This window comes from Pseudomonas sp. S3E12 (assembly GCF_001702295.1).
Taxonomy (GTDB): domain Bacteria; phylum Pseudomonadota; class Gammaproteobacteria; order Pseudomonadales; family Pseudomonadaceae; genus Aquipseudomonas; species Aquipseudomonas marginalis.
The window spans coordinates 108,763-130,557 of sequence record NZ_MBDT01000003.1 but is presented as its reverse complement, the minus strand read 5'-3'; the positions used below and the strand labels follow the sequence as shown (position 1 = coordinate 130,557).

The following is a 21,795-nucleotide window of genomic DNA, read 5'->3' as shown; positions in this document are numbered from 1 at the left end:
ATCAGCGACCTCCCGCAGGCACGATCAACGGCTCTTCGGCGGGCAGGGGCTCGCCTTTGTGCGTACGGCTGATCAAGGCGATGGTGCAACCACAGACCACCACAGAACCAATCGCCGCCAGCACCGCGACCGGGCCGCCGTGCAGGGCGGTCACGACGTTCTGCTGCGCGGCCATCGCCACCACCACAGGAATGTACATGGCGCCCCAAAAGCCCACGCCCATCTCGCACTCCTTGGTCATGCCGCCGCGTTTTTGCATCCACAGGCGAGCGCAGATCAGCAGGATCATGGCGATGCCCACCCCGCCCACGTTGGATTTGACGCCCAGCAACACGCCGAGCATGTCGCCCATGATCACACCTGCCAGCGTGCAGATCGCCAGCAATGCCACACCGTAAATAATCATTGTTGTTGTCCTCGAAGTGCTCGATCGAAATTGTTGTTTTTGTGCTTCGACAGCCTTGGGTGGTGCTTTATCGGTGGCGGCGCTCCTCCTCTTCCAGCAGGGCCTGCAAGGTATCCAGGCGTGCACCTTCGCAGGCGATCACGGTGCCTTGTTCGAACACGCGGCGTGACAGGCCGGTGAGCACGGCGCCCGGGGGCAGTTCGATTTGCAGGCGCACACCGCGCTCGTAGGCGCCTTGCACGGTGCCGCGCCAGTCAACGACGCGGCACATGTTGAAGGCCAGGTCGTCGCGCAGGTGTTCGGGATGGTGGATCGGCCGCGCGCGGGTGCTGCTCAGGTAGGTGATGCGCGGCGCCTTGAGCGGGACAACTGCCTGGGCCAGGACCTCGGCCGGTTGCGCCAGCAGCGCGCAATGGGACGGCACACTGACAGCCAGGCGCTTGGCGATGCCGTTGCCCTTGATGCGCGCGGCGACACGCTTCATGGCCTCGTCGCTGCCGGCGATCACAGTCTGGTTATCGGCGTTGATATTGGCCAGGTACACCGGGGTTTCGGGGCTGTGGATGTCGGCGAGGAGTGTTTCGACGGTGGATAACTCCACGCCGATGATCGCGGTCATGCCGTAGCCGTGTGGATAAGCGCTTTGCATCAGTTGGCCGCGCAGGCTGACCAGCTTTACCGCATCGGCAAAATCCAGGGCCCCGGCGATGACCGCCGCCGGGTAGGCGCCGATGGACAGGCCCGCCACGTAATCCGGGGTGCGCTCCAACAGGCGGGCGTGGGCGACGCCGGCGATCAACAGGCACAGTTGCACGGCGCGGGTACTGGCCAGGGCTTGCGCTGAATCGAGCCGGCGCACGTCTTCGCCCAGGGCATCGCTGGCTTCTTCCAGCACAGGTTCGGGCAGCGACTGGAGCATGCCTGGTCGCTGGGCACCCTGCCCCGGAAACACCAGGAGGCTGCTCATGCCACGGCCTGCCAGGGATCGTCGACCAGGTGCGCGCCACTGATGGTTTTCAATAGCACGCGACGTGATCCGCCAGCCCATTCGCGCAAGGCCACGGCGCCAAACGGGGTTTGCAGTTGCAGGTCCACAGGGCACACCGCCGTGTCCAGGCTCGCCAGCAGGTCCTCGGCATCGCTGCGTTCAAGGCGCTTGGGCGTACGCAGGATCAAATCCAGATCACTCTGGGCATGCAGCGCTTCGATGCCGGTGGCCAATTCAAAGCCTGCGCTACCGCTGACGCCCCATGCCTCGTGCACCAGCACCGAACGCAATTGAGCAAGCGCTTGCAGCGCGGGTAAATCCCGTGACGAAACCACGTCGCGCAGGGCTTCCGGTGCAACACGCCGCTGCACCGCCGCCAGCGGCATCTCGGCGGCGAACCGCTGCTCACGCAAACGCCCGCGCACGCCGACCGCCACATGCCCCGGCGCGGCAATGGCGCGGCGCACCACCACGGGATGGCCGGCGCCGAGCGCTTCGAGCACCCAGGTCGGAGCATCGGCGGGCGCATGCGCCGGGGTCATGCCCCAGAGCAAGTCGTGGGCGTTCACCATTGTTCCCGCAGCAGTTGGCGAACCTGGCTGGACGCTGCGCGATTGGTCGCGCCGAGGCGTCCGCGCAGATCGGCGCTGCCGACGTCCTTGATCGCATTCACCAGGCAATCACTGACCCGCGCCACATCGTCCGCCGTGGGCTGTTCAATCTGGCTGACCGACAGGGTCTCCCACAGCAAGCCGAGGCTGGCATAGCTGTCGATGTCATAGGCCATGGGCGGCACGCTGGCGGCCAGGGCTTCCAGCTCTTCAACGCTGCGCAAGGTCACCCGCGCGGCCGAGGCCTTGCCCATCGCGTGCACCATCACGCCGGGGTCGCGCAGGGCAATCAGGCGGTTGGCCTGGTAGCCATGGGCAAGGAACGCACCGGACATGGCCTTGCCCACCAGCAGCGCAATCACCGGGTGCCCGGCCAGGCGCGCGCGAGCATAACTGTCGGCGGCAGCGGCCAGGGCCTGATGGATGCCGAGGGCTTCTTCACGACGGCCGTAGGCCTGGCTGGGCACGTCGACGATGGCGATGATCGGGCGCTTGTCACCCCGGGCGATGGCTTCATCGACGGCCTTGGCCAAACCCCAGCCCTCCAACAAACCGACTTCGCCATTGCGCGCCCGAGGGAAGCGGTTTTGCGCGTCGGTCACCACGGCGACAAAGCGCACCTGTTGCTCACCCAATACACCGTCGGCCACCCTCAGCGACGCCGGTAAATCGTCTACAACTGGAGCGCCGGCGCTCAATGCGTTGAACCACTGCAAGCCTCTCATGAGCGTTCTCCTTGATACAGCTCGCGCACCGTCGCCGGGTCGATTTGCGGTACGGCGTCCAACTCGGCCAAGCGTGCGAGGTAATCATCAGCCTGGCGACTGCGTTGTCGTGCGGGCAGGCCCTGCTGCAACAACGCGCTGACAGTCTGCTGGATCTGCGCCGCATCGTCGGCCACGTAACGGTCGGCCAGGCCGCTGTTGAAACGTTGCTCGCCACCCGTGAGGCTCCAGATAAAGGGACGGTCGCGCGAGTCGTACTCTTCCAACCCGGCCTCCTGTTCGATCACCTGCGGACCATTGAGCCCCAGGCGCGCTTCGCGGGTGACGACAAGGTAACTGCACAGCCCGGCCGCGATGGACATGCCGCCGAAACAGCCAACGCTGCCCGCCACTACGCCGATCACCGGCTGGTACTGGCGCAGGTCGACAATCGCCGCGTGTATATCGGCAATCGCGGCCAGGCCGAGGTTGGCTTCCTGCAAGCGCACGCCGCCGGTTTCCAGCAGCAGCACGGCGCGGGTCGGGATGCCCTTGCGGTTGTCTTCGGCCGCCAGCTCCAGGGCGCCGGCGATTTTCGCGCCGCCCACTTCACCGAGGCTGCCGCCCTGGAAGTTGCCTTCAATGGCTGCAATCACCACAGGCAAGTCGCCGATGCTGCCCTTGGCGATCACCACGCCGTCATCGGCCTGGGGCACCACCCCTTGGCGGCTGAGCCAGGGCGACATGACGCGCTGGAACGGGTCGATCAGTTCGCGAAAGGTGCCGGCATCCAACAAGGCCTTGGCCCGCTGCCGCGCCCCCAATTCCACGAAGCTGTGTTTAGCCAGCAAGTCAGTCATGGCCGATCTCCTCGAAACCCTGTTCCAGGCGCAAACGCACCACGCCGGGGGTGGCACCGAAATCGTGGATATCAATGTTCAGGGCCGGAGGCGTCTGCTCCTGGAAGATGCGTTCGAACAGGTGCTGCCAGCGTTGTTCGGCGCCATTCACCGAGGTCTGGACCTGGATGGTCAGCGTGCCGGCCGTGCCCGGTTCCAGCAGCACTTCCAGGTCGCCCGAGCCAACGCAGCCCACCAGCGCACGGCCTGTTGGCGGCTGCCCGGCGGGGAATTCAAAGGATAAGGTTTCCATCACAACGCTCCGTCGAGGCGGTCGATAAACAGGCAGGCGGCCAACAGGTCGGCGGCGCCACCGGGGGAGGCATTCAGGGCCAAGAGCTGGTTGTCCAGTTCGTGCAGGCTGCGGCGCCCGGCCAGGGTGGCGCTGCCGCCAGCGTCGAGCACCGCTTGGGCGCCGTGTTGCATTGCCTGCAGGCCTGCGGTGCCGGCGCGGTAGAGCACGCAGGTGTCGGCAAGCTCGGTCATGATCGCGAGCAAGGCGTCAAGACGCGCGTTCTGTTCACCGACGTTCTGACGGCGGCTTTTGTGCAGTTGCGGCAGACCGCGTTGGGTCACGGCGGGGAAACCCAATTGCGCTTCTTCACGGGCACCGCGTGCGCCGTAGCGTTGCGCGACCTGGGCGCCGTGGCTCATCGATTGGGGCGCGTAACGGTCGTTGAGCAGGGCCAGTCTGGCGGCGTTCAGCGTTATGGTACGCGGTTCCAGGGCAGCCGCTGCGGTCAGCAGGCCGAGGGCCCAGATCGCACCGCGATGGGTGTTCACGCCGTGGGTGGTGACGAGCATCGCCTGTTCGCCTTCGCGCCCGATACGGCCGAGGGCTTCGCGCAGGGGCAAACCGACTTCACCGAATTCAAGCGCGGCCTCGGCCATTGCCTTGAACATCGGCCACAGCGACAGCGCCGAAGCGTGCATCAGCCCCAGGTGCAAATCGCTGTGGGCGCCGTTGCCGCGACGATCCACCAGGGCGGGCTTGGGTGACAGGTCGGCTTCATCGATCAGCGCATCGACGGCCATATCCGCCAGGCGATCCGCGAGGCTGAGTTCGTGCAGTTTAAGTGCGCGCATTTACCAGCTCCTGAATTTGGCGGGCGGGTTGTACAGGCCACCGGACCACTCCACCAGGTCCGCCACACTCTTGGCGGCCAACAACTCGCGGGTGGCGTCGGTGCGGCGGATGCCCAAATCTTCGGGCAAGGCGATCAGGCCTTCGCGGCGCATGCGCGCAGTGTCCTTGGGGTTGTGGCGCATGCCGATGGCGGTCACCCCAGCGACGGCGGCGATCATCGCCTGGCGCTCTTCCAGGGACCGCGCCTTGTACAGGTAGGCGATGCCTTCTTCGGTGAGCAGGTGGGTGACGTCGTCGCCGTAGATCATGATCGGCGCCAGGGGCATGCCGCTTTTGCGCGCCACTTCCACGGCGTCGAGGGTGTCGACGAAGGTGGGCTTGCCGCCTTCCTGGAAGGTCTCGACCATCTGCACCACGAGCTTTTTGCCGCGCTCCAGCAGCGCTTCCGGCGCGTCGCCGTGGCGCATGTCCAGCCATGCCGGCGTGCCGTGACGACGACCGCGCGGGTCGTGGCCCATGTTCGGCGCCCCACCGAAACCGGCGAGGCGGCCACGGGTCACGGTGCTGGAATGGCCGTCGCCGTCGACTTGCAGGGTAGCGCCGATAAACAGGTCCACCGCGTATTGCCCGGCCAGCTGGCAGAACATCCGGTTGGAACGCATCGAACCGTCGCGGCCGGTGAAGAACACATCCGGGCGCGCGGCGATGTAGTTCTCCATGCCCAGTTCGGTGCCAAAGCAATGCACGCTTTCCACCCAGCCGCTTTCGATGGCGGGGATCAGCGTGGGGTGCGGGTTGAGGGTCCAGTTGCGGCAGATCTTGCCCTTCAGGCCGAGGGATTCACCGTAGGTGGGCAGGATCAATTCGATGGCGGCGGTGTTGAAGCCGATGCCATGGTTGAGCGACTGCACATTGTGTTTTTCGTAGATGCCGCGGATCGCCATCATCGCCATCAGCACATGCACCGGCTTGATATGGCGCGGGTCGCGGGTGAACAGCGGCTCGATGTAGAACGGCTTGTCGGCCACCACCACGAAATCCACCCAACTGGCGGGGATGTCGACGCGGGGCAAGTCGCTGACGTCATCCACCAACTGGTTGACCTGCACGATCACGATGCCATCGCTGAACGCGGCGGGTTCGATCAGCGCCGGAGTATCTTCGGTGCTGGCGCCGGTGTAGATATTGCCGGCACGGTCAGCCATGAAACCGGCGGACAGTACGACGTTGGGGATCAGGTCCACCACCAGCCGTGCATAGAGTTCGATGTAAGTGTGGATCGCACCGATTTCCAGCAGGCCGTCTTCGAGCAATTGGCTGATGCGCAGGGATTGGGTGCCGGCGAAGGAAAAGTCCAGCTTGCGCGCGATGCCCTTTTCAAACAGGTCCAGGTGCTCGGACCGCCCGACGCTGGGCATGATCATGTGCAAATCGTGGAGCTTGGCCGGGTCGGCCTTGGCCAGAGAGCGCGAGAGGAAGTCGGCCTGCTTCTGGTTGTTGCCTTCCAGCACCACTCGGTCGCCGGGGAGGATCAGCGCCTCAAGCGCCTCGACGATCCTGTCACTGGGCAAAACCGCCCCGTCTGCATACTGCAAAACCCGCCCGAGCCGCCGCTGCTTCTCGTCACGCCGCCGCGTCCAGCGCGAGTCGGGGGTAGTTATTGTTGTCATGGTCGCTCCACGGGTTTGCTGTCGTGGGCTGTACCTTAGGAGTGATTCAAGGGGCCATCAATCAAGCTGGGCGGCGGATCGTTACGGCTGGAGTAATGGAGCATCAGTAAACGCTGAGCCGAGCCAAAAGATGATCTAAATGTGGGAGGGGGCTTGCCCCCGATAGCGGAGGGTCAGCTAAGTGATGTATCAACTGACACTCAGCCATCGGGGGCAAGTCGAATCGTCGCACCGCCCCTCCCACATTTGTTCAGTGATGCCTGTTAGATAGCGGTCCCAAACAGGGGCTGATCAGTCCCTGTTTGGGACCTTTTCCAGCGAAGGGCTGACCTGCTCCAGCGCCCGATCCACCAACAACTGCCCCAACTCGGCCATTTGCTGGATCCCGAGCATGATGGCGCGCTGGGAAGTGTCCAGGTCGAAGGCCAGGTTGCAGGTGAGTGCATTGAGGGAGGACAGGGTTTCGCTGGCGTTGACCAGCAGGGTTTCGGTGTTTTGGTGGGGGTTTACGGTGAAGAGGTTGGTAGAGGATGAGTTCGACATGATGTGCAGTTCCTGAATGAATAATTAAGGAACGCCTTTGGATCTAGGCGTTTTGAGCGCCTAAACAGGTTTCTCGGACTTGCACGTCCGTGTCACCGTTTTTTGCGATGACGGGAGGAAGACTAGGCGCGCGGGCTGCAGGCGACAAGTTCATGCACAACCAAAAATCTTGCAGGAAAAATCCGAAGCCCCAGTCGCAGCCGCCAGCCAGCGCAAGGCCAAAGCCTTGCAATAGGGTGACGCGGAGCGTGGGAACGATCATCGACACTCAGAAGAGAATTATCTGACAGACTTTTCAGGTTGTTGCTCGGAACCGTTGTCCCTAGCCTTTTCGCTCCGAATAGCTACGGGCAGGCATCATGAACCCGATCGTTAATCCCGATGCAAGGCCATTGCAGAGCGTGATGTATCACATCACAATCGCGCCATGATCGTCAGCTGGAAACATAAAGGACTCAGGGCGTTCTATGAGACCGGTTCAACCAGAGGCATCAACGCAAATCATGCAAAGCGCTTGCGCCGCGTGCTGCTCATTCTGGACAAGGCCGAGCACCCAGATGCACTGGACCTGCCCGGCTGGCGCTTCCACCGTTTGAAGGGCGACCTGATCGACTACTGGTCCGTCAGCATAAGTGGTAACTGGCGCATCATTTTTCGAATGTTCGACGATCAGGTCGAACTGGTTGATTATCTTGATTACCACTGAGTGGAGGTATCGATATGGGTATGCACAACCCACCTCACCCAGGTGAAATTCTGCTTGAGGACGTGGTCCCAGCCTTGGGCATCACCATCACCGAAATGGCTAAACGTCTTGGCTTTGCCCGCGAAACTTTTTCAAGGATCTTGCATGGCCACGCTCCCGTCAGCCCGGACCTTGCCGTCCGGTTGGAGCGAGCCGGCGTAAGTACTGCGCAACTATGGCTATCGATGCAAAGTGCCTACGACTTGTGGCAGGCCGAGCATCGGGAGCAGCCGTTGATTGAGCGGTTTGCGCGGATTGATTGAGGGCTTGAGCAGGTCTCCCTGCGTAGCAGCTGTCGAGCCCTGGCGAGGCTGCGTCAGCGGTGTGTCAGACGGGCCGCAAACGCAGCCTCGCCGGGGCTCGACAGCTGCTACGCAATATCACATTCAGATGCCCCTCCCACAGGGGATCCTCACATGACTTAGATTCAGGCCAGTCCGGACTCGACCAATAAGGCTTCAAGCCCCATCAAATCCGGCACCTTCGCCACATGTTCCCCCACCTGCACCGCCGCCAGTTCCAGCGGGCACAGCGGCACGTCCACGTAGCTCAATTCGCTATCGAGCTTGTACGACCGTGGAATCCCCTGGATCACCAGTGCAATGAACTTCAACGTCGGGCGCCCGCCCAGTGCATTCAACACCACGATCCGCGAGCGTTCGCCGGTCACGCCGGCCTCGCCGCACGCCGCTTCAAAGCTGATCAACGGGATTTGCCGATCCCGCCACGTCACTTGCCGCAAATACCACGGCGGTGCATCGCTGGCCGGTTCGCCGCGTTGGAAGTCGATCAACTCGGCGATGGCGACGTTGGGCAGTATCAGGTGGCGGTCGGCCAGGGGCAGGAGCAGTCCGGTGAGTTGGCTGGTGCGGTGGTCAAGCACGGGATTTGCTCCAGTAGGCGATGCTTTCGAGCAGCACCGATTCCTGGTACGGCTTGCCCAGGTAGTCGTTGACGCCGATGGCCATGGCGCGGTCGCGGTGTTTCTGGCCGGTGCGGGAGGTGATCATGATGATCGGCAGGCGCATCAGCCGGGGGTCGTTGCGCACCTGGATGGCCACTTCGAAGCCGTCCATGCGCGGCATTTCGATGTCGAGCAGCATCAGGTCGGGGGTATGTTCCTCGAGCACGGCAAGGGCGTCGATGCCGTCCTTGGCGGTGAGTACGTTCATGCCGTTGCGCTCCAACAGGCGGCTCGTGACTTTGCGCACGGTGACCGAGTCGTCCACCACCAGCACCAGCAGCGGGCGCTTTTTCAGCGGGTCGTTGAGGATCAACGGAGCATCCACCGGCTGGGCCGGCAAGGCCGGTTGCCGGGCGCGGATGTGCGCGAGCAGGTCGATGATCAACACCACGCGCCCATCCCCCAGGATGGTCGCGCCGGATAACCCCTGCACCCCGGAAAACTGCGGGCCCAGGCCCTTGACCACAATCTCCCGGGTGCCGGCCATGGCGTCCACATGCACCGCCACACGGCGCTCGTTGCACTGCACCAGCAACACCGGCACGGGTTGATACTGGCCCAGTAATTTCGGGCGACCGACGGTGTGCAGCAGGTCACCCAGGTAAAACAGCTCGTAGCGTTGGCCGGCATATTCATAACACGGCGGATCCTGCTGGTAGTGCCCCGCCAGCTCATGGGGCAGCACCCGCACCAGACCTTCGATGGTGTTGAGCGGGATCGCGTATTGATCGTCCGCGCAGTGCACCATCAACGCTCGGTTGACCGACACGGTAAACGGCAGGCGGATGCGAAAGTGCACGCCCTCCCCCGGTGTCGAGTCAATGAACATCGAGCCGCCGAGCTGGCGCACTTCTTCGTGCACCACGTCCATGCCCACGCCACGCCCGGAAATCTGCGTGATCTTTTCCGCCGTGGAGAACCCCGGCTGCAGAATGAACTGCAACACATCACGGTCGCTCATCTCTTGATGAGGGGCGAGCAAACCGCGCTTGATCGCCTTGCGCCGCACCGCTTCCAGGGGCACGCCGGCACCGTCGTCGCGCATGTCGAAAACGATATCGCCGCCTTCGTGGGTCAGGTCCAGGGTGATGCGGCCCTTCTCCGGCTTGCCGGCCAGCAACCGCGCATCGCGGGACTCCAGGCCATGGTCGACGGCGTTGCGCAGCATGTGTTCCAGCGGTGCCGCCATGCGCTCCAGCACATTGCGGTCCATCTCGCCCTCGGCATTGCCTACGATGAATTCCACGTCCTTGCCCAACTCGCCCGCCACCTGGCGCACGATGCGTTTGAGGCGCGGCAGCATGCGTTCGAAGGGCACCATGCGCGTGCGCATCAGGCCCTCCTGCAACTCGGTGTTGATGCGCGCCTGTTGCTGCAACAGGCCATGGGCGTCCTCGTTGCGGCGGTCGAGGGTGTCCTTGAGGTCGAGCAGGTCGGAGGCCGATTCCGACAGCGCCCGGGACAGTTGCTGCAACTGCGAATGACGGTCCATTTCCAGCGGGTCGAATTCTTCATAGCCCAGGCGCTCGGCCTCGGCCTGTTGACGACTGAGGATGCGCCCCTGGGTTTCAGTGTCGAGGCGGCGCAGTTGGTCGCGCATGCGTTCGATAGTGGTTTCCACCTCATGCAGGGCAATGCGCGCGTCGTTGACTTGCTGCTCGATACGACCACGGAAGATCGAGGTCTCGCCGGCCAGGTTGACCAGGTCGTCCAGCAGTTCAGCGGAAATCTTCACCATGTCGACGCCGGGATCAACCACCGCTTCGGCCTTGCCTGCGGGCAGCGCCACGGGCGTCACGGGCTCATCGCTGGGGTGCACCAGGCTCTTGATACGTTCGATGAGCTTGTCCACCGAACCCACCGGCAGCCCATCCGCCACGGCGTCGATCATCTGCGCCAGGCGGTCGTGGCAGCCCTGCAGCAACGCGAACAGTTCGGCGGACGGCGCGAGCAAACCGGCGGACAGCCCTTCGTAGAGAAATTCCAGCTCATGGGCCAGGTCACCGATCGGCCCGATCTCGACCATGCGCGCGCCGCCCTTGAGGGTGTGCAGGTCGCGCAGCAGGGTTTCGACTTCCTGGCGATTGTTCGGCTCGGCCTGCCAGCGCAGCAAGGCGCTGCCGGAGCTGTCGAGAATGTCGACGGCTTCTTCGAGGAAGATGTCCAGCAACTCGGGGTCGGTGCCCGGCGTTTCCGCAGGTGGAGCGGCCTGTGCAGCCGGCATGCCGCCCTGGCGTAGCGCGCGCAACCGGGCGACCAGTTCGGCGCTGTCGCTCAAGGGTTGATGGTGCTGCAGTTCCTCCAGTTGCAGGGCCAGTCGCTCATGGCTGGCCATCAGCACCTGCGACAGCTCGCTGGAGTAGCTGTAGCGCCGATCCACCAGGCCTTCGTACACGCACTCCAATTCATGGGCCAGGTCGGCCACCGGTCCGATGTCGGCCATGCGCGCGCCGCCCTTGAGGGTGTGCAGGTCGCGCTGCAGAGACGACAACGGCGCGGCACTGTCCGGCTCCAGCAGCCAGCGTTTCAGGGACTGCCCCGCACTGTCGAGGATATCCACGGCTTCTTCGAGGAAGATCTCCACGAGTTCATCGTCGATCCACGTTTCATCCCGCAGTTGCGCGGTGGCGGCGCCCAGTTCGGAGATGCTCAGGGCGCGGCTGCCGTCGCTTTTGATCAGGCCGGTGGCAGAAGGGTCCAGTGCATCGTCCAACAGTTCGCGCAGGGCGTGTACACGTGCCGGTGCCGGGATGATTTCCTGGCCGGCGGCCAATTGATCGAGCATGTTGATCAGCGCTTCATGGGCCTGTTCGGCCTCATGGAAAAACCGCTCGCTGACCGCCAGGCTGCTTTCTTCCACGGCGCCGTAGAGGTCGAGCAAGGCTTCGCAGAGTTCATCGATGGCGTGCAGGTCGGCGACATGGGCGCCCTCCCCCAGCGTGGTCAATTCATCCAGCAGCGCGGTGAGTTCCTGGCGTTCGCCGGGGTGTTGCTGCCAGCGGCGCAGCAGGCTTTCGGCGTCGAGCAGAATGTCCATGCCCTGGGCCAGGAAGTTGGCGATCAGTTGCGGGTCGCGCTTGATCCGCAACCCCGTGTTGGGGGCGTCGAGCAGCGCGGCCAGTTGATGGTCGAGCAGGGCCTGGGTACGGCGGATCAAGTCATCTGCGCCCTTGATCGGCACCAGGGGATCGCGGTCCAGTTGACGCAACCCGCGCTGGAACAGGCCTTCGGCTTCCAGCAGCAACTCGACTTCGTCCAGGTCCAGCGGCAGGCGATGGGCCTTGTATTCGCGGGTCAGGTGATCCAGTGGGCGCACCAGCTCGGCGATCGGCAACACGCCAGCCATGTAGGCGCTGCCCTTGAGGGTGTGCAGGGCGCGTTGCAGTTCATCGCTGACTTGCAGCGGCACATGCTCGGCGGCCTGTTGCAGGAAGTGGTTGAGGCTGTCCAGATGGCTCTGGGCTTCGTTGCGGAAGATCTCCAGCAACATCGGATCGTGGGGTTCTGCGGCCGCCCCTGCGGCGCCGTTGGCCCAGGCGTGGGCGCGGGCGGCCAGGGCGTCGACCTCATCGCGCTGGTGTTGCTCGCCCGTCGCGAAGTCGGCGATCAATGCTGGCAGCAGGGCCACGGCGTCATCCAGCACCTGTTGGATCTCGGGGCCGAGGGCCACACTGCGCTCGAGCACACGGTTCAGCAGGTTTTCCACGGCCCAGGCCAATTCTGCCAGCACCAGGGCGCGCACCATGCGGCCGCTGCCTTTCAGGGTGTGGAAGGCGCGGCGCATTTCGCCCTGGGCGGTTTTGTCCGCGCTGTTGGGCAGGTGGCGGTGCAGCACCTCAAGGACTTCCTCGGTTTCTTCGAGGAAGACGTCGCGCAGTTCATCGTCGATGGGCGCTTCATCGGCCGGCGGCGGCAGCAGGCTACCGGGGCGTTGCAAGGCCGGCGGATTGAGGCCCGAAGTGGGGTTGGCCAGTGCGTCGAACTGGGACTGGCTGGGCGCAACCTCGCTCGACAGCGCGCCATCGGGTGCTGCCAGCGCCTGGCGCCAGGGTTTTTCGGCGGGCAGGTAGCCCAGCGCAGCCAAGCTTTGGGTGGCCATTTCCAACACCCGTTCACCGGCGGCGTCCGGGTCCTGGAGCATGCGTTCGAGGTAATACTCCAGGCTGCTGATCACATCGGCGAAATGCCCCAGTTGCAGCTCCGACGGCGGGCTGTCGTTGACCATCAACTGTTCGTCGACGTAATCGGTGCAACCGCGCATCAGGCTGGCCGCGCGGGGCAAGGGGATCATCGCCAGCGCGCCGCGCACCTGGCTCAGCAGTTCCGGCAGGGATTCCAGGCGCTGGCGGTCCCAATCGGCTTCGATACAGTCGATCACCAGCTCCTTGGCTTGCTGCAGGCACTGGCAGGATTCGCGGATGACCAACTGGTGGATCTGGGTCAGGTCGGTGGTGGGCAGGCGGCTTTCTTCGTGGCCTTCCGGCTCGACGGTGCCGACCATTCCCGCCAGCGTGGCTTCCACATAGAGCAGCGCGCCGGCGACGTCCATCAACACCGCATCGTTGGGCTCGCGATGCCCCTGGGCCAGGCTCAATACCACCGCCAGCTGGTCGATGATGACTTTGCGCGGCTGGCCAAACCCCAGCACCGCGAGGGTATCGGCAATCTGTCGCAGGGGCGCCAGCAACGCGTCAAGGTCGCTCGTGTGCTGGCGGTCGCTGCGCACGAACAGGTCGAGGCGCTCTTTGACCCGCACCAACTCTTCACACAACGCACCGAGCACCGAGCCCATGGCGTTGCGATCCGGCCCGGCAAGGCGCGCGCGTTCGGCGTCCACCACTGCGCTGTCGGGCAAGGCCTCATCCAGGCTGTAGCGCTCTTTCAGACTCTGCATGCGCGGGGTCGGTCGGGTGACTTTGGCGACGTAAAACAACAGGCTCTTGAGCAGTTCATCCGGTGCGGGTTGGTTGATCCCGCCGATGCCCTGCGCCAGCAGGCGCTTGAGTTGTTTGTCACTGGCCTTGAGCAGGCTGCGCAGTGCCGGGCTGTTGGCGACCACGCCAGTGAGCATGCCCTCGACCAGCGCCGACGTAACTTGCCACAGCGGTAACAGCGGCGCGCCCTGGCACAGCGCCTCGAGGCGCGCGAACACCCGCGCCATGTCTTCCAGGTTGCTCGGCCCGTGGTCTTCACGCAGCAGCCCGGCGAGGGCTTGCTGCAACAGTTGATGCCACTGGCGCAGTTGCGCCTGAAGGTCGGCCGGCGCGCGTTGGGCCAGGGTGTCATCGGCAAGCGGCGCAATCGACAGCAGCGGCGGGCTGAACAAGCTGGTTTCCGACAGCAGGCTTTCGCCGTGGGCACTGCGCAGGTCGTTGAGCAGCGGCAGCACCACCAGCGGTAAATCACGGCGGGCGCTGTGCACCCGGTCAAGGTACAACGGCAGTTGGCCCAGGGCCTGTTGCAGCAGGCGGATACTTTCCTCGCGCTGGCCGACATGCCCGGCCTGGAGCGCCAGGGCCAGCTCCTCGATCTCCTCGGCCAGCAGCGCCGCGCCGTAGAACTCGACCATTTGCAGCGCGCCATGCACCTGGTGGATAGCGTCCAGGCACTGGCTGATCACGCCATCGTCGTGGGTCTCGACAAATGCATCCAGCGCCGAACGGGCCTGTTTCAGGGTTTCGGCAATGTCGCCCTTGACCCATTCGAGGGCCACGTAGTCGTGCCGATCAACCATAACTGCTCCGCTTAGAATTCGTGGGTTGCCTGGATCTCAAAGCCAATGGAGATCTAGTGTGGGAGGTGGCAAGCCCTCCCACATTTGGATCGCATTTCAATCATCAACCTGTTTGGCCGCAGGCAGGGTGAAACCCGACACCGACCTGCGCAACTGGCTGGCCATCTTCGCCAAGTTGCCGATGCTTTCGGCGGTAGCAGTGGAGCCCGATGACGTCTGCGTGGTGATCTGCTGGATCACGTTCATGGTCAGGGAGATCTGCCCCGCCGATGAGGTCTGTTGCTGTGCCGCGTTGGAGATGCTCTGGATCAGCGCGGCCAGGGTTTTCGATACGCCTTCGATCTCTTCCAGCGCCACCCCGGCGTCCTGGGCCAGCCGTGCACCGCGCACCACTTCGGTGGTGGTCTGTTCCATGGAGATGACGGCTTCGTTGGTGTCGGCCTGGATCGCGCGCACCAGGGTTTCAATCTGCCGGGTGGCCGCCGACGAACGCTCGGCCAGCCGTTGCACTTCATCGGCCACCACCGCAAAGCCGCGCCCGGCATCCCCGGCCATGCTCGCCTGGATCGCGGCGTTGAGGGCGAGGATGTTGGTCTGGTCGGCAATGTCGTCGATCAGGCTGACGATGTCGCCAATCTCCTGGGACGACTCGCCCAGGCGCTTGATGCGCTTGGCGGTGTCCTGGATCTGTTCGCGAATGTTGTCCATGCCGTGGATGGTGTTGTGCACCACCTCGTTGCCTTTGTTGGCGATTTCCACCGAACGTTCCGCCACCGCCGAGGATTCGGCCGCGTTGGCCGACACCTGGTCGATGGACTGGGCCATCTGGTTGATCGCGGTGGACGCTTCGGCGATCTGCTGGGCCTGATGCTCGGAGGCCTGGGCCAGGTGCATGGCGGTGGCCTGGGTCTCTTGCACGGCGCCCGCCACTTGCCCGGCGGTGAGGTTGATGGTGGCCACCAGGTCGCGCAGCTGGTCCACGGAATAGTTGATGGAGTCGGCGATGGTGCCGGTGAAGTCTTCAGTCACCGAGGCGGTCACGGTGAGGTCGCCGTCGGCCAGGTCTTCGATTTCATCGAGCAGGCGCATGATCGCGTTCTGGTTGCGCTCGTTCTTCTCGGCGGTCTCGTGCAGTTGGCGGTTGGTTTCGCGCACCATCACCAGGCCGATCAGGATGATCGAGGCCAGCGCCAACAGGCCCAGCACATAGCCGCCGATGGTGTCGAAGCTGCGTCCGCTGGCGAGGTTTTCAAAACCGGTGGCCAGGTGCGAGGCTTCATCGAGCAGGGTTTGCGACAGGTTGAAAATATTGCTCGCCGAGGCGCGGACCTGGAACAACTGCGGTGAGGTTTCGAGAATTTCATCCACGGAGCCGGAGACAAACTCGAACAGCTCGGCGATTTCCGCCAGCCGCGCGCGGGCATCGCGGTCTTCGACCTGGGTGATGCGCAGCCCGGGGTTGCCGTTGAGCATGCCATTGAGCACCTGCCCGAAGCGATTGGCATCGCGGCCAAAGGTGTCGGCGGCCTGGACGGCGGTTTCGTCACCGGCCAGCACCGTGTTGACCGCGCCCAGGATACGCTCGGCCAGCAGCGACTGGCGCTGGGCCAAGGCCACCTGGCTGGCCGGCGCGCCGCGTTGCAGCAGGATGTCGACGACCTTTTCCGACTCCATCTGCAATTGCGGTACGGTTTCGGCGAGGGTCGCGGCCACTTGGTGCAGGGACAGCACGGTCTGTTCGCTGGCGAGGATCGCGTCGGTGTTTTTCAACAGCGCTTCCCAGTCCGTCTGCACCGCGCGCATTTCGGCGCGGACCGCACTGGGCGCAGCAGGCAGGCCGGTTTCCGGGTCGCCTTTTTTCAGGTAGCCCCAGCGTCGGGCAAAGTCGTTGCGCGCATCGCCCAACAGCTTGAATGCGGCGGCCTTGCCGGCGGCGGCCTCGGTAGCATTCTTGGCAATGCGTTGGGACAGCACGCGCAGTTCACCGGCGTGGCCGATGTACTGTTTGTCGTAGGTGGACTGGGTGTTGAGGTAAGCGAAGTTGGCGAACAGCAGCATGATGAACACGATCAGCGCGATAAACAGCACGATGATCTGTGAACGGCTACGTGAGCCGGCCTGGGGTTTGGGCGTAGTAGCGGTGGTCATGCGGCGACATCCATGAAGCCAGGGGCCTGGGCCAGGGCGAAGGGGCTGAAGACCTGCCACAGCGGCTCGCCGTCGAACTGGCCCTGGATAAATGGCGCGCCGGGGCTGGGGCTCGCCAGCAAGGCGTCTTGCGCAAAATGCTGCATCCCCACCACCTCGTCTACCAGCAGCCCGACAAACAGATCGTTGTATTCCACCACCAGCACCCGCCGTTGCTTGCGCGCCTTGGACAGCTCAAGGCCAAGGAAGCCGCCGAGGTCCATCACCGGCAGCAAACGCCCGCGCAGGTTAGCAACACCCTTGACCCAGGCCTTGACCCCAGGCATTAAAGTGCAGCGCGGCTCATGCAGGACTTCGGCGACTTCGCCCATGGGCGCGACATACCAATGCTGCCCCAGGCGAAAGCCAATCCCGCTCCAGCGTTGCAGGCGGGTTTCCTGGGATGGCAGGTCGGCGGCCAGCAGGCGGCAGCGGCGGTCGATGTCCAGCAGCAACTCGAAGGCGGTTTGCGACTCGGTCATGATGGCGTGCCGTCAGCCGGCCAGCACCTTGTTCAGGGTGGCGATCAGGGTTTCCTCGTCCACAGGCTTGGTCAGGTAATCCTTGGCACCCTGGCGTGCGCCCCAGATCTTGTCGGTCTCCTGATCCTTGGTGGTGATGATGATGATCGGGATGCCGTTGGTTTCCGGCTCCTTGGACAGCTGTCGGGTGGCCTGGAAGCCATTGAGGCCCGGCATCACGATGTCCATCAGCACGGCGTCAGGCTTTTCCTGGCGAGCCAGGGCCACGCCGTCGGCGCCGTTCTCGGCCTTGAGGACCTGATGGCCGTGCTTTTCCAGCATGCCGGTCAGTTTGTACATTTCGGTCGGCGAATCGTCGACGATCAGAACACGTGCCATGGTTTTCCCCACTACATTGGTCGGCACCGGCCCTTGTGAGGCGGCGTCAGTGTGCTTGTTCCACTGCGGCGAACCCGGGCACATAGGCCTTGATCGCACTCAGCAGTTCTTCCTTGCTGAAAGGCTTGGTCAAAAACTGATCGACACCCACGATGCGCCCCTTGGCCTTGTCGAACAGGCCGTCCTTGGAGGACAGCATGATCACCGGGATCGACTTGAACACCGGGTTGTTCTTCACCAGGGCGCAGGTCTGATAGCCATCCAGGCGCGGCATCATGATGTCGACAAAGATAATGTGTGGGTGATGATCCACAATCCGGGCCAGGGCATCGAAACCGTCGATGGCCGTGATGACATCGCAGCCCACGTTCTTCAACAGCGTCTCGGCGGTGCGGCGGATCGTCTTCGAGTCGTCGATCACCATCACTCTCAAGGCGTTGGAATGCTGTTCCATATCTGCTCTACCATCGCCACAGCGAATCGGTTTTCGGTGTGTACTGCCTGATGTTGCACAGGATGAGCGCCGCAGGCCTTGGAATTCAAGGGCTGCTGCGCCGTGGCAGTCTTTTTAGCACAGTCTCGGGGAGCAATCTATCGAGGCACCCGCCCGGTGGTTTTTCCTTGACCCACAACAGCCGCAGCGCCACTCTGACGCCACTTTTATGCGCCCCAATTTTGCTAGAGGAAATCCCCCATGAGCGTTCGCGTCGGCATTGTCATGGACCCTATCGCCAGCATTTCCTATAAAAAGGACAGCTCGCTGGCCATGCTCCTGGCCGCCCAGGCCCGCGGCTGGAGCCTGTTCTATATGGAACAGCGCGACCTTTACCAGGGCGACGGCGAGGCCCGTGCACGCATGCGCCCGCTGCAGGTGTTTGCCAACCCCGAGAAGTGGTTCGAACTGCAGGACGAAATCGACAGCCCCCTGAGCGACCTCGACGTGATCCTGATGCGCAAGGACCCGCCGTTCGACATGGAGTTCGTCTACTCCACCTACCTGTTGGAGCAGGCCGAGCGTGCCGGCGTGCTGATCGTCAACAAGCCGCAAAGCCTGCGTGACTGCAATGAAAAGCTGTTCGCCACGTTGTTCCCGCAGTGCACACCGCCCACCGTGGTCAGCCGTCGTGCCGACGTGCTGCGTGAATTTGCCGCCAAACACGGTGATGTGATCCTCAAGCCGCTGGACGGCATGGGTGGCACCTCGATCTTCCGTCACCGCGCCGGCGACCCGAACCTGTCGGTGATCCTCGAAACCCTGACCGCCCTGGGCACCCAGCAGATCATGGGCCAGGCCTACCTGCCGGCGATCAAGGACGGCGACAAACGCATCCTGATGATCGACGGCGAGCCGGTGGATTACTGCCTGGCGCGTATTCCGGCGGCGGGCGAGACCCGTGGCAACCTGGCAGCCGGTGGTCGTGGCGAAGCGCGGCCGTTGTCCGACAAGGACCGCTGGATCGCCAGCCAAGTTGGCCCGACCCTGCGGGAAAAGGGTTTGCTGTTTGTCGGCCTTGACGTGATTGGTGAAAACCTCACCGAAATCAACGTCACCAGCCCGACCTGCATTCGCGAGATCGACAACGCATTTGGCACGAACATCGGCGAAATGTTGATGGCCGCCATCGAACGCAAGCTGCAGGCCAAGTGATATAGAACAGCCGGACACACACCAACATTGCGCTATCATGCCCGACCTGTGAAACGCGCGATGTTGGTTTTCCTGTCATGACACTCCCGTCCGATCTGCCCTCCGAACTCTCCCACAGCGGCGTGCGCCCGGCTGATCGGCTCGGATTTACCCTGTTTCTCGCGGCATTGATTCACCTGGCCTTGATCCTCGGCGTGGGTTTCACCATGGTCGAGCCCAAGCAGATCACCAAGACCCTGGAAATCACGCTCGCCACGTTCAAGAGCGAAAAGAAGCCCGAGAAGGCCGACTTTCTCGCCCAGGACAACCAGCAGGGCAGTGGCACCCTGGACAAGAAAGCGATCCCCAAGACCACCGAAGTGGCGCCCTTCCAGGACAACAAGGTCAATAAGGTCACACCGCCGCCGGCGCCCAAGCCTGAAGTCAAACAGGCCACGCCCAAGCCCACGGTGACCACCGTCGCACCCAAGCCACAAAAAGCCCCCGTCCAGCGCGAGAAAACCAAGACCGAGCCGCAACCCGAGCCCGTGAAGCCGGCACCGACGTTCGACAGTTCGACACTGTCCGACGAAATCTCCAGCCTGGAAGCCGAACTGGCCCAGGAACAACAGCTGTACGCCAAGCGCCCACGCATTTACCGCCTGAACGCCGCCTCGACCATGCGCGACAAGGGCGCCTGGTATAAGGACGAGTGGCGTAAGAAGGTCGAGCGCATCGGTAACCTCAACTACCCGGAAGAGGCACGGCGCCAGCAGATCTACGGCAATTTGCGTCTTTTGGTGTCGATCAACCGCGACGGCACCTTATATGAAGTGCAGGTGCTGGAGTCGTCCGGTCAGCCGCTGCTGGACCAGGCGGCCCAACGCATCGTGCGCCTGGCCGCGCCCTTTGCCCCGTTTACCGGGGACTTGAACGATGTGGACCGCCTGGAAATCATCCGCACCTGGAAGTTTGCCAAGGGTGATCGCCTTTCCAGCAACTGAACGCGCCGTCCTACAGAAAAGCCGACAGCACTGTATTCGGGTCACGTCCAGCTTGTCAGTTCGCCCCTCCAACGCCACACTAGCGGACATGAAAAATGTCAGCCCGACCTACCTCAAGCACCAATTCCTGATCGCCATGCCCCATATGGCCGACCCGAACTTTGCGCAGACCTTGACCTACATCGTCGAGCACACGGCCAATGGTGCCATGGGGTTGGTGGTGAACCGCCCGCAGGCGCTGAACCTGGCCGATATCCTTGAACAACTGCGCCCGGAGGTCGACCCGCCGGCCCGTTGCCAGGGCGTGCCGATCTACATCGGCGGGCCGGTGCAGACCGATCGTGGCTTTGTGCTGCACCCCACCGGGCCGAAGTTCCAGGCCACGGTGGACCTGGACGGAGTCTCGCTGTCCACCTCCCAGGACGTGTTGTTCGCCATCGCCGACGGCGTGGGCCCTGAGCAAAGTGTGATCACCCTGGGTTACGCCGGCTGGGAAGCCGGGCAGCTGGAAGCCGAACTGGCCAGCAATGCCTGGCTGACCTGCCCGTTCGATGCCGACATCCTGTTCAGCACCGCAAGCGAACTGCGCCTGGAAGCCGCCGCGGCCAAGCTGCGGGTCAACCTCAGCCTGCTGACCAGCCAGGCGGGGCACGCCTGATGGCCTTGCGTTTGATCCTCGGCTTTGACTACGGCACCAAGCAGATCGGCGTAGCGGTCGGCCAGGTCATCACCGGCCAGGCCCGCGAGCTGTGCACCCTCAAGGCCCAGAACGGCATACCGGACTGGAACCAGGTCGAAGCCCTGATCAAAGAGTGGAAGCCCGATGCCGTAGTGGTCGGCCTGCCCCTGAACATGGACGGCACCCCCAGCGACATGTGCCTGCGCGCCGAAAAGTTCGCCCGCCGTCTTAACGGCCGCTACAACCTGCCCTTCTATACCCACGATGAACGCCTGACCACCTTTGAAGCCAAGGGCGAACGCCGCGACCGTGGCGGCCAGAAAGGCAGCTACCGCGACAACCCGGTGGACGCCATCGCCGCCGCCTTGCTGTTGCAGGGCTGGCTGGACGAAAACACTGCTTTATTTGAATCCTGACTGACGCGGCTTGCCTGTCGCTTTTTGTAGGAGCGAGCTTGCTCGCGAAAAACGTAAACGATAACGCATGAAACCTGGATGAACACGGTGCCTGTGAGTTCTTCGCGAGCAAGCTCGCTCCTACACACTATCGCCTGCCTTGAAGGAGCCACCATGAGTCTGCCAAACCCCGCCGAACTGATCCGCCAGATGGCGGTTAGCCTCAAGACGCACCTGGAACACCGTGGCATCAGCGAACCGCGCTTTATCGGCATTCGCACCGGTGGTGTGTGGGTCGCCCAAGCGTTGCTGGACGAACTCGGCAGCGACTCACCCTTGGGTACCCTGGACGTGTCCTTCTACCGCGACGACTTCAGCCAGAACGGCCTGCACCCGCAAGTGCGCCCGTCCGCCCTGCCGTTCGAGATTGAAGGCCAGCACCTGGTGCTGATCGACGACGTGCTGATGAGCGGCCGTACCATCCGCGCCGCCATGAATGAATTGTTCGATTACGGGCGCCCGGCCAGCATCACCCTGGTCTGCCTGCTGGACCTGGACGCAGGCGAACTGCCCATCAGCCCGGACGTGGTCGGCGCCACGCTGTCCCTTGAGGCCAGCCAGCGAGTAAAATTGTCCGGTCCCACGCCGCTCGAACTCGAACTGCAAGACCTTGCCCTTTAAACCGCCTTGTA

General features: G+C 63.5%; 22 protein-coding genes. 7 read left to right on the top strand and 15 right to left on the bottom strand.

Features of this window, described 5'->3' with window-relative positions; genetic code table 11:
• Position 1 precedes the first annotated feature (1 nt).
• The 9 genes from madL to BB029_RS02570 all read right to left on the bottom strand — a co-directional run bounded on the left by madL (position 2) and on the right by BB029_RS02570 (position 6,908).
• Entirely contained in the window at positions 2-406 is a 405-nt protein-coding gene (madL, locus tag BB029_RS02610; RefSeq protein ID WP_027606068.1) for a malonate transporter subunit MadL, read from the bottom strand.
• A gap of 67 nt (positions 407-473) precedes the next feature.
• Positions 474-1,373 (bottom strand): malonate decarboxylase subunit epsilon, encoded by a 900-nt coding sequence (mdcH, locus tag BB029_RS02605; protein WP_065938134.1) that lies wholly within the window; start codon positions 1,371-1,373, stop codon positions 474-476.
• Positions 1,370-1,966 carry a malonate decarboxylase holo-ACP synthase gene (locus BB029_RS02600; RefSeq protein WP_065938133.1) on the bottom strand — a complete coding sequence of 199 codons (597 nt, stop codon included), beginning with the start codon at positions 1,964-1,966 and terminating at the stop codon, positions 1,370-1,372. Before BB029_RS02600 ends, mdcH begins: the two co-directional genes overlap by 4 nt.
• The gene (gene mdcE / locus BB029_RS02595; RefSeq protein WP_065938132.1) at positions 1,960-2,730 is read right to left on the bottom strand and encodes a biotin-independent malonate decarboxylase subunit gamma; all 771 of its coding nucleotides are present in this window, start codon (positions 2,728-2,730) and stop codon (positions 1,960-1,962) included. Before mdcE ends, BB029_RS02600 begins: the two co-directional genes overlap by 7 nt.
• Positions 2,727-3,569 carry a biotin-independent malonate decarboxylase subunit beta gene (locus tag BB029_RS02590; protein ID WP_065938131.1) on the bottom strand — a complete coding sequence of 281 codons (843 nt, stop codon included), beginning with the start codon at positions 3,567-3,569 and terminating at the stop codon, positions 2,727-2,729. Before BB029_RS02590 ends, mdcE begins: the two co-directional genes overlap by 4 nt.
• A complete protein-coding gene (locus BB029_RS02585) occupies positions 3,562-3,861 on the bottom strand; it encodes a malonate decarboxylase subunit delta (protein ID WP_065923835.1) in 300 nt (99 codons plus the stop codon). Before BB029_RS02585 ends, BB029_RS02590 begins: the two co-directional genes overlap by 8 nt.
• Positions 3,861-4,694, bottom strand: a complete 834-nt coding sequence (locus tag BB029_RS02580) for a triphosphoribosyl-dephospho-CoA synthase (protein WP_065938130.1) — start codon at positions 4,692-4,694, stop codon at positions 3,861-3,863. The genes BB029_RS02585 and BB029_RS02580 overlap by 1 nt, the downstream gene beginning before the upstream one ends.
• Positions 4,695-6,365 (bottom strand): malonate decarboxylase subunit alpha, encoded by a 1,671-nt coding sequence (mdcA, locus tag BB029_RS02575; protein WP_065938129.1) that lies wholly within the window; start codon positions 6,363-6,365, stop codon positions 4,695-4,697.
• 291 nt (positions 6,366-6,656) lie between these two features.
• Positions 6,657-6,908, bottom strand: coding sequence for a DUF6124 family protein (locus BB029_RS02570; RefSeq protein ID WP_141696501.1), 252 nt, complete (start codon positions 6,906-6,908; stop codon positions 6,657-6,659).
• 427 nt (positions 6,909-7,335) lie between these two features.
• Here BB029_RS02570 and BB029_RS02565 point away from each other — a divergent pair, with 427 nt between their 5' ends.
• The gene (locus BB029_RS02565) at positions 7,336-7,614 is read left to right on the top strand and encodes a type II toxin-antitoxin system RelE/ParE family toxin (RefSeq protein ID WP_065938127.1); all 279 of its coding nucleotides are present in this window, start codon (positions 7,336-7,338) and stop codon (positions 7,612-7,614) included.
• Between the two features lie 14 nt (positions 7,615-7,628).
• Positions 7,629-7,916 carry a HigA family addiction module antitoxin gene (locus BB029_RS02560; RefSeq protein WP_065923840.1) on the top strand — a complete coding sequence of 96 codons (288 nt, stop codon included), beginning with the start codon at positions 7,629-7,631 and terminating at the stop codon, positions 7,914-7,916.
• Between the two features lie 164 nt (positions 7,917-8,080).
• Here BB029_RS02560 and BB029_RS02555 read toward each other — a convergent pair whose 3' ends face one another.
• The 6 genes from BB029_RS02555 to pilG all read right to left on the bottom strand — a co-directional run bounded on the left by BB029_RS02555 (position 8,081) and on the right by pilG (position 17,852).
• Entirely contained in the window at positions 8,081-8,536 is a 456-nt protein-coding gene (locus BB029_RS02555; protein WP_027606077.1) for a chemotaxis protein CheW, read from the bottom strand.
• Positions 8,529-14,351, bottom strand: coding sequence for an Hpt domain-containing protein (locus BB029_RS02550; RefSeq protein WP_065938126.1), 5,823 nt, complete (start codon positions 14,349-14,351; stop codon positions 8,529-8,531). Before BB029_RS02550 ends, BB029_RS02555 begins: the two co-directional genes overlap by 8 nt.
• A gap of 96 nt (positions 14,352-14,447) precedes the next feature.
• Positions 14,448-16,499, bottom strand: a complete 2,052-nt coding sequence (locus tag BB029_RS02545) for a methyl-accepting chemotaxis protein (protein WP_027606079.1) — start codon at positions 16,497-16,499, stop codon at positions 14,448-14,450.
• Entirely contained in the window at positions 16,496-17,020 is a 525-nt protein-coding gene (locus BB029_RS02540) for a chemotaxis protein CheW (protein ID WP_065938125.1), read from the bottom strand. Before BB029_RS02540 ends, BB029_RS02545 begins: the two co-directional genes overlap by 4 nt.
• 12 nt (positions 17,021-17,032) lie before the next feature.
• Positions 17,033-17,398, bottom strand: a complete 366-nt coding sequence (gene pilH / locus BB029_RS02535; RefSeq protein WP_014720320.1) for a twitching motility response regulator PilH — start codon at positions 17,396-17,398, stop codon at positions 17,033-17,035.
• Between the two features lie 46 nt (positions 17,399-17,444).
• On the bottom strand, positions 17,445-17,852 hold the full coding sequence (gene pilG / locus BB029_RS02530) for a twitching motility response regulator PilG (protein ID WP_027606081.1): 408 nt from the start codon (positions 17,850-17,852) through the stop codon (positions 17,445-17,447).
• Positions 17,853-18,092: 240 nt separating this feature from the next.
• Between pilG and gshB the strand changes: the two genes are divergently transcribed.
• From gshB to pyrR, 5 genes are all read left to right on the top strand, one after another.
• Positions 18,093-19,046: a glutathione synthase gene (gshB, locus tag BB029_RS02525; protein ID WP_065923845.1), complete on the top strand. Its 954-nt coding sequence runs from the start codon at positions 18,093-18,095 to the stop codon at positions 19,044-19,046.
• A 77-nt stretch (positions 19,047-19,123) separates the two neighbouring features.
• On the top strand, positions 19,124-20,029 hold the full coding sequence (locus BB029_RS02520; protein ID WP_065938124.1) for an energy transducer TonB: 906 nt from the start codon (positions 19,124-19,126) through the stop codon (positions 20,027-20,029).
• 88 nt (positions 20,030-20,117) lie between these two features.
• The gene (locus tag BB029_RS02515; RefSeq protein WP_065938123.1) at positions 20,118-20,687 is read left to right on the top strand and encodes a YqgE/AlgH family protein; all 570 of its coding nucleotides are present in this window, start codon (positions 20,118-20,120) and stop codon (positions 20,685-20,687) included.
• Positions 20,687-21,124: a Holliday junction resolvase RuvX gene (gene ruvX, locus BB029_RS02510; RefSeq protein WP_005792259.1), complete on the top strand. Its 438-nt coding sequence runs from the start codon at positions 20,687-20,689 to the stop codon at positions 21,122-21,124. Before BB029_RS02515 ends, ruvX begins: the two co-directional genes overlap by 1 nt.
• A gap of 153 nt (positions 21,125-21,277) precedes the next feature.
• Entirely contained in the window at positions 21,278-21,784 is a 507-nt protein-coding gene (pyrR, locus tag BB029_RS02505; protein WP_065923847.1) for a bifunctional pyr operon transcriptional regulator/uracil phosphoribosyltransferase PyrR, read from the top strand.
• The last annotated feature ends 11 nt before the right edge of the window (positions 21,785-21,795 follow it).